The sequence below is a fragment of the Spiribacter salilacus genome (genome assembly GCF_009649225.1).
Taxonomy (GTDB): domain Bacteria; phylum Pseudomonadota; class Gammaproteobacteria; order Nitrococcales; family Nitrococcaceae; genus Spiribacter; species Spiribacter salilacus.
The window spans coordinates 556939-570580 of sequence record NZ_WJPP01000001.1 but is presented as its reverse complement, the minus strand read 5'-3'; the positions used below and the strand labels follow the sequence as shown (position 1 = coordinate 570580).

Sequence of the window (13642 nt, the reverse complement as noted above, 5' to 3'; positions counted from 1 at the left end):
AAGCAGGGCTTGCGACCTATGCTGTCGGAGGGCAACGTTATGGAGGTTAACGCCGGGTCATATAGGACAAAGCGAGTTCTCAATCTAAGTGATCAATGTACGAACAATGGTTTACATAGTGTTCGATATCGTCAATCGCTTCTTCCATATGCTCAAAACGGTGACTGCCACCCTCAAAGCAGGTCATTGGGTAACTCTCGAGTAGGTTTTGTGTGGTGTGGGAATCGATGACCTCATCGCCCATGTCTAGCAGTACCAGTGGAAGAAACGTGTACTGTGCCGTCTGTTCATCCAATCTTTTTTCATAACTTAAAACCGATGCCTGACTAAGGGTTTTAGACTCACCAGTAACGTGGTTGGTTAATTCAGCGCCAATATATTTCCGGAGCGATGTTCGAGGTTCAACGCAGGGATTAATAATGACTGATGGTGCGGAAATTTGGCGTCCCATTTCGGCTGCCCAGAAACCTCCCAAAGAGGTTCCCACAAAGATAGTTTCATCCTGTATCGAAATCTGTGACGCTAACTTCCTGAGTATTTCCGGATAACTCCCAAAGCTATCGTATTCAATTCCGCGAACATCCCCAATCCTACATAGGTGTCTTATTTTTTCAGATGATGGGTCAAACGCTGAATTGAAGCCATGAATGTATACAAAATCCATCGCGCATCACCTGGTTTCCTGGGCGAACACCTGCGCACGCCCCAAATCAATCACTCTCAGGATTGGCGGAATGTTGCCATCCGAGGGTTCTCCCATCAGTGTGGTGATGCTGGTGACATATCCATCCTGTGAGGCGAGGATCGGGCCGTCGGAATTGGTCAATGTAGTGGAGTAAGTCGGCAGCGCATTCCAAAGCTTGCAGGTGTCCTCCCAATGACCTTCAGTTTCCTCGCCTGTCTTGAAAGACACGAACCCCTCAAAGAGACGGATCTCCCAGCCATTCAGTTCGGTAGCAAGGTCTTGTATGAGACGCATGCTGGCAACCATGAGCCCTGAGGCAGGCTGGGTGTACCAAAGGCGCTGCCGTTGCCGTTTTTCACCCTTACTATCTTGGTCTTGTAATTGATCAGGAATGCGCGCAATTGGATTGCCCTGCCGTGCGCCGCGGCGTTTATCTTGAGGTTGAGCGCGCTTCGCGAACGCCATCGACAATGGTGCCTCGATCATCAAGTTGAGGGTACGCCGTTTTCCTGCACCATGATGCGCTTTCAACCACTCCGTGATCGCAGGGCAAAGCATGCCATAGTGCTTGTCGCCTCGCGGTTTGAGTTCTTTGGAGTTGAGTCGATAATCCTGAAGTGGATCTGGGATTTTGTCACCATTGATGGTGATCCCGCAGCTTCGTTTACTGCTTGAAAAACCGATGTCGATTATGACCCAGGGTGGATCCTCACCACTTGTTGTGGTCGCGTTTAATTTAGCAAGTTCTTTGATGCATCCTGCTCGGACAGTGCTTGTCATTTCAGCCCTCCTGATTGGCTTTAGAATTAGCGTGGACGAGATTAACGTGACGCGCAACAGCCAAATTAAAGGCGAGCCCTAAGCCGTTCAGTACTCTGATAAGCTGCCATTTGTTAGAACGCACCAAGGAGTGGTGATGACCGATTCAGATAGGCAAACCCGCGCTGCAGCATCACACACGGTTATCGAACCGATAGAGGAGCGCTTAGTGGTGGCCATCGCCTCCAGCGCGCTGTTTGATCTTCGGGCGTCCGATCAGATATTCCGCGAACAAGGCGCCGAGGTTTACCGCGAATATCAGCAAGCGCAACGGGGTACGCCGCTCGGCAAAGGCATCGCGTTTCCATTCATTCGGCGTTTTCTTGCTTTCAATCAGCGCTTCCCGGCAGAGCGGCCGGTTGAAGTGGTCCTGCTGTCGCGCAACTCCGTTGAGACCGGGCAGCGCGTCTTTGAATCGATTGACCATCATGGCCTCGACATTCGGCGGGCTGCGTTTCTGGAGGGTAACTCGCCTTATCCCTATATTGGTGCGTTTCAGGCGGCACTCTTTCTGACGGCCAATGAGTCGGATGTGATTAGCGCGGTTGAGGCGGGTTTTCCGGCCGGGCTTGTTATGCGCTCGGAGGTTGAAGACGACCTAGCCGATGGCGCCTTACGTGTCGCTTTTGACTTTGATGGTGTGATCGCTGATGACGAGTCTGAATCGATGTTCCAGCAAGGGTTGGCAGCATTCGAACAGTATGAGGTTGAGCGAGTTCATGAACCCCATCAGCCGGGGCCGTTGGCGCCGCTTTTCCGTAAGCTCGCTATGCTGCAACAACTCGAGCACCAAGCGCAGGCAACTGACCCTAACTACGAGCCCATGCTCCGCACCGCCATTGTCACCGCTCGCGGTGCGCCCACGCATAATCGCCTAGTTACAACGCTGAAGAGCTGGGGCGTTAGTGCCAACGAAACATTCCTGCTCGGTGGTATCGAAAAGCATCGCGTGCTCGAGACGCTACGACCGCATATCTTCTTTGATGACAATCAGCGGCATTTGCAGTCACCCGCTGGCGATCTGCCTATGGTTCATGTGCCATTTGGGGTGGTTAATCGACGGGCCGGGCTTGGCGAGTGAGTTAATGTGACGCCGTTATCTCCGCGCACGCTGCATCTCCTTTAGCCAACCACAATCTTCGTGCACGAGGAGTTCACAGGCAATCGTTGCCCGAGTGAGGCCGCACCAGAGGAGGGCGGTTTCGCGCTCGCGTTGTTCTGGGTCGCCAGATAGCTCGATATCCGTCAGGATGACGGCGTGAGCTTGTTGCCCTTTAAACCGGTAAATGGTCTCGGCCTGGATAGGCCCGACTGTGTGAATGGGGTTGCCGTTGTTGTCATGCCGGCCGGTAAAGCGTTGAATGCCCCTGCCGGCAATTTCGCTGAGATCTCGATAAACGGCTGACGATTGGCCCCGCAAGCTGACGATAGCGATTTGCTCGGGCGTGAATCCTTGCTGCATCAAAGCGTTGAGCCGTTCTTCCAACTGCCGCTGCTGCTCTTCCTCGGTTGCGTAGGTGGTGACCCAGGGTGTGTAGCCATCCATCGGGTTCGCCCAATCAATCTTTTTGTCGAGCAGCTTGTCGATAAAACGGGCAATGCGGGCGGGCGTTCGGAAGTTACGGCGGTTGTTGTAGCGAACAAATCCCTCGAGTGGCACGGGTTTGTTCCCTTGCAGCGATTGTTCCTCATCCTCGAGCCATAAGCACCGGAAGTCGGGTTTCATGGCAAGCCGCAGCACCTCGTACCAGTCGGCCTTGAAGTCCTGGCCTTCATCAATGATCAATACATCATAGGGCCCGGCCTTATCAGCGATATCAGCCATTTGCTCCACGAGTTCATCCCAAAAGGCGCCGCCGTCGGATGCACTTGCTTGTAGACGGTCCGCATCACCAAAACGCTCGAGCCACTTGCGGCAGTGCCCGTGGAAGTTGTTAACGTTTTCGGTATCGCTGAGACGGTTCTGCAATGCGTCTGCTAACGGTCGATTGAAGCAAACAAGCAGCGGAGCCTCTTCATTGGCGATTGCCTGCTCGTAAGCCTCGATCGCTACTAGGCTTTTGCCTGCTCCTGCGGCGGCTTGAATACGTAATCTCCACGGGGTGAATTCAAGCGCAGCAGGTAGTTCTTGCAGTGGGCTCGCCAAGCGTTGATAGACCACTTCATGTTGCTCAGTCGTGCGGGTCATGTCCCGCTCTAGCGAGAGCGATTGCATCAAGAAATCGCGCATCAGCCGAGGTGTTTGGTCTTGGGTACCCCCAATCGGCAGCAGTTTTCCAATGCGCTCAGCAAGCTCGCTGTCTTTGGTGGCATCTACAATGCCCTCGATGGAGAGTCCTGCGGCGTTGATGCGCTCAACGCGGTGATCGGGGCAGTAAAGAAGTGATCGGACAGTGATTCGCGGGATATCGGCTGCCTTCAATGCCTCGAGAAACAGGTTACGGGAGAGGTGCATTTGATCGATGACTGACTTTGAGCGTGTCTCGCCGGCATAGTGAACCCCCAGGTCATCGTCCTGCTCTTGCAAAACCCCGTTCTTTTGCTCAATCAGTAGAACATCACCGGATTGATTGACGATCACAAAGTCAATTTCGCCAAATTTCTGATCATGCGGCTTTAAGCTGGCGATATAGCGGTTGTGGAAAACCGTGTAATCCAGCGGCAGTTCATCGGCTAAGCGTTCAAGGGTCGTCAGCTCTGCCTCGGAGGCACCGCTAAGCCTGAGCTCGGCGACATTGTTGGGTATTATTCGAGCCATTCCTTGGTCCCCACGCTTGAATTATTTTACTGTGCAGCGCGCGCCTGCGACGAAATCTGTCGGAATCATCTGTGATCATCAGCGCCTGCTATGCTAACCCTATCTCAACGGCCAAGGAATAGGTTATGTACGACATCGTCGGCGATATTCATGGACATGCTAGCCGCTTGGCGCAGCTGCTTGAGCGCTTGGGCTATGTGCAGGATGCGCAGAGCTGGCACCACCCGGCCCGTCAGCTCATATTCGTTGGTGATTTTATTGACCGTGGGCCCGAGCAGGTTGAGACTTATCGCTTGGTGCGCGCCATGATCGATCGCGGTGCCTGCGTGGATTACACCGTAACCGAGCCGCCGCCGGCGGGTAAGTTAACGGCCTATCGCTGGGCCGGGGAGGCGAGCATTAAACCGGATGGGTATCTTTGGGTTTGAGGTGCATTTTGCCGTAGCTGACCGATTGATTGCGACATAGCTTGTCGAAACCCTGTGCGATCATCCCCCTTGTAGTTCACATCTTCCTTCTCTAAGCAAATTAGCTTTGCGTTTTTATGCGCGCTCTTTTTGAGCGTGCAGATCTAGTACGTCCAATCAATGGAGGTTATTTCATGGTCAAAACTCGGAAAGCGGCTGTTGCAATTCAGAATCGACGCTTTTTGGCAAGAAAACCCGGAGTCGCTAAAGCGGTTCAACGTTACGTTAAACGCAATCCAGCGGAATCGCGCTTAGTCAACGCAAGTTTACGCATCTACCAGTAGGAAAGGAGTTTATATGACAGACCTTAATTGTGTTTGGCGTGAAGATCTCAATAAAGTGAAAAAGGGTAATCGCTTGTTGGCACGGGTTGCACTCAACTTGCATTTGGCATCGCTGGCGGAAAAAGCACGTTTGACGCCAAATCCAGTGAGCAGCGGTATGAAACGGTTAATAAGGCCTTTATTGAAGCCAGAGGCAGTTAAGACATTAGATGCCCGCGCTAGACGTGATGGTGATAAGAGCGACAAGGAGGGTATGACCACACAATCGGATTGGGATGATGTGTTGTCCGTTGTGCCTGAGAGCGTACTGGCGGCGCTGCAAGAAGTGGACTTTGATGCACAGTATTTCCAGGTTGTTGCACTGATTGGAGACACGCTGTCGTTAAACCCCGTTGAAAAGCGAATTCTCCTGTTTATTGAGCTTCTGAATCTGTCTGGTGCCTTGAGGTACATGTGTCGAGAGACCTCGCGGGCGCCCAGCCATACTAATGCAAACCGGTTGGCCCATTCGCTAGAACTAGAGCCACGAGAGGTACGCATCGCTTTGGCCCCAAATGGCCGGTTGCAGCAGTTGGCGCTCGTTGAGGTTGCCAGCCAGAGCGATCTAGAAGATTTTGTCACGGCTGGCGAGGTGCTTAATAAGAGTCGTGCCAATGAGGTGATGACTGAGAAAGATTTGCTCTCGGTTTTTCTCGAGCCGTTATCACCATCGCAAGTCTCGCTGAGCTGTTTTCCTCATCTGCGCGCTGAGACTGATCTATTGGATGGTATTTTCCAGGGCGCAATCAAAGACCATGTCAAGGGAGTTAATGTCTTATTCTATGGCGGGGCAGGCACGGGCAAAACCGAGCTGGCTAAGGCGTTTGTAGAAAAGCTTGGTGCGGAGGTCTTTAGCGTCCGAAGCACGGATTTGAACGGTGATCCACTAAGTCGTGAAGGCCGAATTGGTGGGTACCTGATGGCACAGGTTCTGCTGCAAGACCGCACGAACCAAATACTGATATTTGACGAAATCGAAGACCTACAAACGATTAATGAGTTGATGGTTTCACGCTCAACAGGGTATGCCCCGAGCAAGGACAAGGGTTGGTTAACCCGCGTTCTTGAGACGAATCAGGTGCCTACAATTTGGATTACGAATGATATCCAGTCTTTAGATCCCGCCGTTCGGCGGCGGTTTCTGCTACCGGTTGAGTTTAAAACGCCACCGCAAAATGTACGGCGTGAAATTGCGAACCGTATCTTAGGCGAGGCAGGTGTATCCACGGCGTTGATTAATGAAATTGCTGAAGATATTGCAATTACGCCGGCCGCGATAGATAACGCGCGACGTGTTGTTAAATTATGCGCCGCAAAAAATCCTGACCAAACTGTACGCCAAGTGATGGCAAAAACGCGCCAAGCCATAGCTGGACGGGCGAGTCCGCGCGTGCGAGCCGTGAATACCACTATTGACTTGCGGCTTTTGAACATCGAGGGCGCTAAATCGCCCGAGGCAGTTATAGACGGTATGCGCAAAAGTGGGCAGGGTCGTATTTGTGCTTACGGGAAACCAGGCACTGGTAAAACTCAGTTTGCCGAAATACTGGCTCAGGCACTGAATAAGGAGCTGGTGGTTGCGCCTGCATCAAGTGTTCTTAGTTGTTTTGTGGGGGAAACTGAGCGCAATTTAGCTGAGCTGTTTGAGCAGACAGATCCTGCTCAAGCCATCATTCTGTTGGATGAGGTCGATAGCTTTTTGGCCGACCGCACTGAGGCCCAGCGTAGCTGGGAGCGCACCATGGTGAATGAGCTCCTGCAGCAGATGGAACGGTTTAATGGCGTGTTTATTGCTGCTACCAATTTGATGGAGGGTTTGGATCCCGCAGCGCTACGGCGATTCGATTTAAAGCTGATGTTTGGCGAATTAACGCGCACGCAGCGGTATCAGATTTTTGCGCAAGAAGCGTTAGGCAGTGCTGATCAGCCGGTCCCTGAAACCTCGCAGCGATTACTCGACCAGCTTGAAGGGCTTACGTTGGGTGATGTGGCAAATGTTCAGCGCCAGCAGATGGTGTTAGGCGAATCTTTAGCCCCAGAGCAATTCCTGCGCCAGTTACGATCGGAATGGGAGCTGAAATCAAAAGCCGTTAACTCACTTTAATTGCTAGTCTTTAGTCGCTGTTCGTTTGGTGGTAGCTTTAACAAATCTACCTCAGGAGGAGGGCCGTTGTGACGGATCACACTCGAGTAGAGTTAGGCCAACACCACGAAGTGAGTGCACGGCGGACTCGGCTGTTAAATGTATTAAAACAGCCGGCCACTTCGTGGCAATCTTGCCACACTGCCGGTCAGTTACAAGATGCCTTGCCTGACGATTATCCCAAAGGCCGGCGTGGGGCCGGCCGGCGAAAGTTACTACGAGACCTTGAAGCACTCAAGGATGCGGATTTTATTGTTATAGATAAGCGAAGCCAGCAGGATGTACGTTATCGCCGGGCTGCTGATCCCATCGTTGAGGATTCACTAATTGCAGAAGCGGAGCTCAACCGCATAAGAAAAGAAATTACCCGTGCTGCCAGGCATCAACAACTGGGAGCCACATTACAACGTTTGACTCATACTGACGGCACGGGATTAGCCAATAAAAGCATTATCGACTTTGTGCCGGACCATCTGCAGTTAAAAGAGGTTGCACTATCTGAGGAGATATTGGATAAGGTGCTTCAGGCGCTATTTGGTCGGTGCCCGCTAACAGCTCGATACCGAAAGCGCAGCGGCAAAATGAGTGGTGGCGAGCTGCATCCGCAGGCATTCGTGCAAAGGGGCCCAATTCCCTACCTGCTTGCGGTTAAGCAGGGTGAAGGGAATTTAATTAAGCACTTCCCGCTGCATCGGATGACCAGCGTGGCCTTGCTCAGCAACAAGCCGGCAATACAGGTTGAGGAATTTGACCTGCAGGCCCACATTGGGGCCGGGTTTGTCGATTTCAGTCAAGGAGAACAGGGCAAAGTCAGTTTTAAAGCCCGTGGGTACATTATTGATATCCTCGGGCACTGTCCTTTATCTGATGACCAGCAAATTACCACAGACTTAACTGATGACTCATTTGATGCAGTAGTATCGGCAACAGTGCCACTAACTGGTGCGTTTTATCGCTGGCTGCTGGCAGCGGGGTCAAACGTTGAGGTTTTAGAGCCATTGGAGTTGCGCCAGCGTTTTCAAGCTGAAATGCAGAAATGTGCTGACATTTACTCCAGCACATTAATAGGGCCAGGATAGCCGTCCACCACAGTTTCGGTAAATTTAAAGCGCTTGATATGCTGGCCATAGTACGTGTTCCATTTCCGTGCGCTAGGCGTGCGCCCCTCGCCCTGCGCTGCCGATGCGCGCGTATGGAAGCCTAATCGATACCCAATTTGTCGTGCCCATTGTAAGCAGGTGCAAATACCATGCCGTGCCCACGGTTCTGCAGCATTTAGCAATGGCTGAACGGTTTCTCGATGCTCCCTAGCGATCTCGATGAAATCAGATTGAACCTCATCGATGAACACAATTTTATTAATGTGATCGATGTGCAGCCGTATCCAGCCAACCGTATTCATGTCAGAAGGGTGATAGCGACATGCAGAAATCATTTTTTCAGTAACCTGATTGGGCAGCGCATTGAGCGTTGGCTCAATAAGTGCTGGGCTGCGAATGACCAAAACTAATTGGGCTTCAGCGAAAATCCTTTGCAGCCCAGACCATTGGCCATATGCCAGTGTGAAAATTTTGCCCGCATCGCAGTAGTCCTCTAAGGCTTGACGGCTGATGACATTGTTTTCCGCCAGAGCCAACAAGGCGTTTTGGTAACGCGCAGTCGTGACTGGATCAAACTTCTTGAGTTGTCCCCAAGTCATTTGGTCAATATTTTGATCCTGCATGCGCCTAGCTAACGTGCGAATGTTGAGTGCTGCCTCCGAAATAAACTCAGGGCGGTTAACGCCAAATAGTATTTCAAGCTCAGCAAACGAGTTTGGGAACAGCCTGAGAATCATGCGTTCTCTGATGCGGTTCATTTGTTCATCAGTTAGTGCAGTCCAAAACGTATTCATGACCGTATCAAACCAGCGGGTTGGTTGACGCTCGAAGGAGTGGATGGGTGGTTCAGTGGCAGTACCCGGCGCGGCCGATTGCCGAGCAATGTATACACCCACCACATCGTCATAGAGCCGAACAGCCTGAAATACTGTTGAGTTCAAGTTGTAGATGAATTTTTTTGGGCACTCGACAATTCCGAGTGTGACCAACTCTTCTTGACCAGAGGTGACTTTCTTAAATGTTTTTCTCACCAGATCAGGGGGGAGTTGGTTGATCCAGGTTCGGTATTCGGCTTTAGTCAGCGCTTTTTTTACCTGTTGCCAGGTGGGGTTAATCAGCAGTTGCTGATTGCCAACAAATTCTTCGCGTTCTTCGGTTGTCAGGGATTTTGCCAAGCTGGCTTTCGGCATAGATAGTACCTTATTGTTAAACGTTGAGTTTTTCTTCAGGCCAAGATCGGCTGAGTAGCCTACGAAAGGAAAGTCAATTTAGACACGAACTTAATTATACTAGCGCTGGGTGACAGGGAATGTCGTGATTAAAGATGGGGATTTTATGAAATGGATTAGGCGATACGAGTGGTGGATTGTTCGGGAACCGCGTCACGCATTTAATCACGACATAAAATGTCGCGACGTTTTGGCAAACTATAACGCTGAGAAATCAGTATTGCCCTAACTCAGTTTTATGGAGCGCACTTAATGCAAAATGAAGTAAATAATGAGTTTACCGAGTCACGTAAGGAGCCATTGCTTCCTTATTATGTATACCTACTTCTCAATCCTTTAGACCATAACCGTGTGTTCTACGTGGGCAAGGGTACTGGGCAGCGGGCTGGCGCCCATTACAATGACGTAAACCGATTGCTTAAGCAGCTAGCTCAGGAAAGTGAAGACCAGTTGACCAAGGCTGAGCTGACGAGCAAACAGGCTGTAGTCCGCAATATTGCAGAGGCGGGAAAAAAGCCGCTGGAAGTGATTGTGGGTCGGTATGAGACTGAGCAAGAGGCCTTCGCCGTGGAGGCGACGCTTTTGCATTTTTTATATGGAAAAAGTTCTCTAACCAATATTGCGAGCGGGCGTCGCCACCGTTACATCCGAACCAAAGAAGAATTTGAAGAGATTGTAAAAAATGCACGGGATCAAGAAAATATCCCAAGAAAAGCAGGTGTTGATGAGGAAAAAGTCACAGGACTTCGTACTAACGAATACCGAAATCAAAAAATATTGGGTTTAGAGGAAGCAAGTGCCTATGACACACTCGCCGAACTTCAGCAGATTTTAACGGAGAACGGGTTTGTATGGCGTGATTTTAATGAACCTGGCGACCGATATTTTCATCCTGGAGAATCCAATGGCTACCTTGCTGTAATTGTCAATATCAGTGGTATAGACTTTAACGTTCAATTCACTAAGAAATTGAAATTCAGTATCCAATACATCTACACGAAGGACCCGAGTGAGAATGAACAACCTTTGAAGAATCTCCAGGAGAAACTGGATTTAGTGTTGGGCAAAGCAAAAGCGGGTCGCAAATATTCGTGGCTAAAGCCTGATAAAAAATATCGTAATATCCCTGATATCCCATCCCTTTTAAAGGTTTTAGAAAGCTTAAGAGGAGCGATGGAGGTCTGAATTAATTAGCCTAAGAATACCAATGGAATATGTGTAACTAGTAGGGTACAGCATGGTGCAAATAGAATTAAATCCTCAAGAGTTAAAGCTTGCCGCTCAAGAGGCAAAGTACCAGTGGAAGGGGGACGAAGGGCGCTTGGCGGCTTGGCTCCAATCAGGTGCTGACATATCAGTGCCGGGTCTAAAGGAGTGGCTCACCAAATGGAAGCTGGCGCGGGCTAATCCTGTGGCTTATCGAGAAGTTCTCGCCCGACAACTGCAGATAGCTCGTGCAAAGATAAAAAACACCGACGTAAAAGATCTGCCTATGGCTGTAGAGGAATTAGCAGAAACGTTAAAAAGAAACGGGGCTACGATAAATCGTCAGACTAGTCTTGCATCAAAGTTTGTGTGCTCTCTATGTCCAGAGAGTATCCCGCCTTATGACCAATTTGGGCAGCAAGGGCTAAGGTCTCTTTTTGAACATAGGATCAATCCACACGATTATTCGCAATACTTTAGATTATTTATGGAATTTCACCAAGCACTTTTACGTAAGAAAAGCGCGCAAGAAGTAATTGCAAAGCATCTCAAAGAAAATTCTAGTATCTCACCTCAAGTTCTCCGAATGAGGTTTGCTGATAAGTGCCTGATGCTGATTGGACGCTTTGATCCAAGCCGGATGGAGAGAAAAATCGAACCGTAGCCCATTGGTTTCTTGCATGTTGACACGCGTCGAAACCGATTTATTTCAGACAAACCCGGTGGTTACTTCATGTTGAGCGAGATCAGTCGTCTAGGCCTAATAATCATTTATCCACGACTCCATAATCATGGCCATGGCTAGCGTATCTAGTTCGCAGTAGTACTTCATGCTGGTTTTGTATAGTTCAAGCTGTGTTTTGGGGATGCTCTTAGATTGGATCATCAGGTAGATCATCAAGGCGGCGCCGCCGTTATTGATGCCAGAAAGTTCGGCATTTGCCTTCCTATCAAGATCCCCTGGCGACATTAAGTCATCGTCAGCAGAGCTCATGCTTGTATTGATTAGGCCAGCTAAAAGGTCATAGGGATTGAGTACCGAGCCGGGCTTGTCGCGGTCTTCCTGCCACCAAGTCACCGCCTGATTTAAGTGGTTTAAACTGCTTATATCACCATCACCGCCATAGTCCGCTCTACTGTAGCGTTGCTTTAAATAGGGTGATTCCGACATCACGGCCGGCAGTAAGGGTTTGATGCTAGAGCTGCCCCGCGTACTCGGATGGAAGTACAGATCTGCTGCAAGTTTGCATTGATCCACCATATTACGTGAACCGACGCCAAACTCTTCGGACTCTGTAATTTGTTGGCAAAACGAGACTAATTCATCTTTATCAGATGGGGGATTATCCCTTTCGCTTAGCTCCTCTCGGAGTTCATTGAGGAGAGTGTTTTCATAAATATCCCAACGAAATATGGTGCCTTTAGTGCCAAGGGCTTGTTTCAGTTGCCGCAGTAGCGCCACGTGGGGGTCGTTTGATTGACGCAGTTCAAGAAATTGGTCCTTATGCTCGATGCGACCATCGTCGTGCATAACATGCAGGGAGTACTGAAAAGCGGTCAGGGCATTAGGTTTTTGACCCGATCGGATGGGTAGTGCGCTGCGAGCGCCTTCAAAATCTAAAAAATAGTAGGGGTATTCCCATTTTTTTTGTAGAGCCTTAAAGCCTGAATGATTGAAATAGTGACTACCGCCACCGGGCCACGTTTGCGTGATTTGCATGTTTTGGCGCTGGGCGTTGCTGATTGGGTCATCAATGCTACAGTCACGCGTTTCGTCGGCTTTGAACAAAAGGTCTGTCGGAACGTCTTGTAAACGCCAGATACCCTGCGCCAAGAGTGTATTTTTGAGTTTTTTACGGTCGTTATAAAGCCCAAGCACAGTCTCTTCTCGCGTTATGCGCGAGTCGAAGCCGTTGAGTTCCTTCCCCCTCCAGCATTCGTGAAATCCGCTGCGATTTTGATCGGTGGGGTGTGCGGAATAGAATTCACATTTTCCACAAGTTGTGGCCGAAATCTCCGCCCGCAATGGACTGCCATTGGCGTATTCCATGGCCCACTGACTACTTAACTCCTCAAAGCCCCCGCTAATTCCCGGTGATTTAGATTTTAGGGGGGCATTCAATATCTCTTCGACTTCGCTAGCTACATTAACCGTCTTTAGGAAAGCATGGTCAATGTCCTGATCCAGCGGCGGCAGGGCAACCGTGGCTTTTTTAGCATTGCCGTTAGCACCGGTTTGTATTGGAAACAGCGCATGCAGATCCGTAGTTGATGTTTTAACGGATTTATCGGGCATCATCAAAAAGGGGTTAACAGTCCAGGCGGGATAAGCTTTTTTTGCCACCAACGTCTGAAACGCCACATCCTGAAGATAAGGCAGAAACCCAGAAAGAATTTTGCCATTGTTGGTTCGGGGGAAATTCTTTTCCAAAGAATCAAAGCTTTTGGACTTGACTTCGATAAGGTCAACTTGGTTTCCGCGTTTGCAAAGTACATCCACGCGAATCAGAAAGTTATGGACGACCAGTGTGGGTTCAAACAAGACGATCCTGTCCCGTTTTAGCAGTTCTTTAGTTTTACGTATTTGTTCTTCTTGATCTCCGGTGATTTCGATGGCTTCCATGTCGTCTGCCCGAGCTTTGCGCGCATAAATCCATTGTGCCAGAGCGCCAATTTGATGGCCGCCTTGCGCCAGACTCTCAAGAATCTCGCTATCGTCGTTGGTGTTTGCGTAAGCTTTATTGACTACATAGTTAAGCTTAGCCGGGCATTCCACTGCTAATTTGAATCGGGATTTGGTTAGATAACGTTTCTTCTGGTTGTGCGTAATGTCAAGATTTGTCATGTTTTATCCCCATACCCATAGTGCAGTTCGTAGGATAACCTACAAGCACGTCACAGGATGTCGCACT

General features: G+C 49.9%; 11 protein-coding genes. 6 read left to right on the top strand and 5 right to left on the bottom strand.

Annotated elements, in window-relative coordinates; all coding sequences use genetic code 11:
• Positions 1 to 79: 79 nt before the first annotated feature.
• Together GH984_RS02870 and GH984_RS02865 are read right to left on the bottom strand one after the other, a co-directional pair.
• Positions 80 to 664, bottom strand: a complete 585-nt coding sequence (locus GH984_RS02870; protein ID WP_153718677.1) for a YqiA/YcfP family alpha/beta fold hydrolase — start codon at positions 662 to 664, stop codon at positions 80 to 82.
• A 6-nt stretch (positions 665 to 670) separates the two neighbouring features.
• Entirely contained in the window at positions 671 to 1465 is a 795-nt protein-coding gene (locus GH984_RS02865) for a hypothetical protein (protein WP_153718676.1), read from the bottom strand.
• 136 nt (positions 1466 to 1601) lie between these two features.
• On the opposite strand from GH984_RS02865, the gene GH984_RS02860 reads away from it, so the two are divergent.
• On the top strand, positions 1602 to 2585 hold the full coding sequence (locus GH984_RS02860; RefSeq protein ID WP_153718675.1) for a 5'-nucleotidase: 984 nt from the start codon (positions 1602 to 1604) through the stop codon (positions 2583 to 2585).
• Between the two features lie 15 nt (positions 2586 to 2600).
• On the opposite strand, the gene GH984_RS02855 is transcribed toward GH984_RS02860, so the two are convergent.
• Entirely contained in the window at positions 2601 to 4262 is a 1662-nt protein-coding gene (locus tag GH984_RS02855; RefSeq protein WP_153718674.1) for an NERD domain-containing protein, read from the bottom strand.
• A gap of 125 nt (positions 4263 to 4387) precedes the next feature.
• Here GH984_RS02855 and GH984_RS02850 point away from each other — a divergent pair, with 125 nt between their 5' ends.
• The 3 genes from GH984_RS02850 (at position 4388) to GH984_RS11055 (ending at position 8274) form a co-directional block, all read left to right on the top strand.
• On the top strand, positions 4388 to 4690 hold the full coding sequence (locus GH984_RS02850; protein WP_153718673.1) for a metallophosphoesterase: 303 nt from the start codon (positions 4388 to 4390) through the stop codon (positions 4688 to 4690).
• A 336-nt stretch (positions 4691 to 5026) separates the two neighbouring features.
• Entirely contained in the window at positions 5027 to 7156 is a 2130-nt protein-coding gene (locus GH984_RS02845) for an AAA family ATPase (protein ID WP_153718672.1), read from the top strand.
• Between the two features lie 68 nt (positions 7157 to 7224).
• Positions 7225 to 8274, top strand: a complete 1050-nt coding sequence (locus GH984_RS11055) for a helix-turn-helix transcriptional regulator (protein WP_153718671.1) — start codon at positions 7225 to 7227, stop codon at positions 8272 to 8274.
• Here the strand turns inward: GH984_RS11055 and GH984_RS02835 are convergent.
• A complete protein-coding gene (locus tag GH984_RS02835; protein ID WP_153718670.1) occupies positions 8244 to 9485 on the bottom strand; it encodes a F0F1 ATP synthase subunit delta in 1242 nt (413 codons plus the stop codon). The two genes, GH984_RS11055 and GH984_RS02835, sit on opposite strands and share 31 nt — an antisense overlap.
• A gap of 291 nt (positions 9486 to 9776) precedes the next feature.
• Here GH984_RS02835 and GH984_RS02830 point away from each other — a divergent pair, with 291 nt between their 5' ends.
• Complete coding sequence (locus tag GH984_RS02830) at positions 9777 to 10709, top strand: LEM-3-like GIY-YIG domain-containing protein (protein WP_153718669.1); 933 nt, start codon at positions 9777 to 9779, stop codon at positions 10707 to 10709.
• Between the two features lie 52 nt (positions 10710 to 10761).
• Entirely contained in the window at positions 10762 to 11394 is a 633-nt protein-coding gene (locus GH984_RS02825; protein WP_153718668.1) for a hypothetical protein, read from the top strand.
• 96 nt (positions 11395 to 11490) lie between these two features.
• On the opposite strand, the gene GH984_RS02820 is transcribed toward GH984_RS02825, so the two are convergent.
• Positions 11491 to 13575 carry a DUF2779 domain-containing protein gene (locus GH984_RS02820; RefSeq protein ID WP_153718667.1) on the bottom strand — a complete coding sequence of 695 codons (2085 nt, stop codon included), beginning with the start codon at positions 13573 to 13575 and terminating at the stop codon, positions 11491 to 11493.
• Positions 13576 to 13642: the final 67 nt, after the last annotated feature.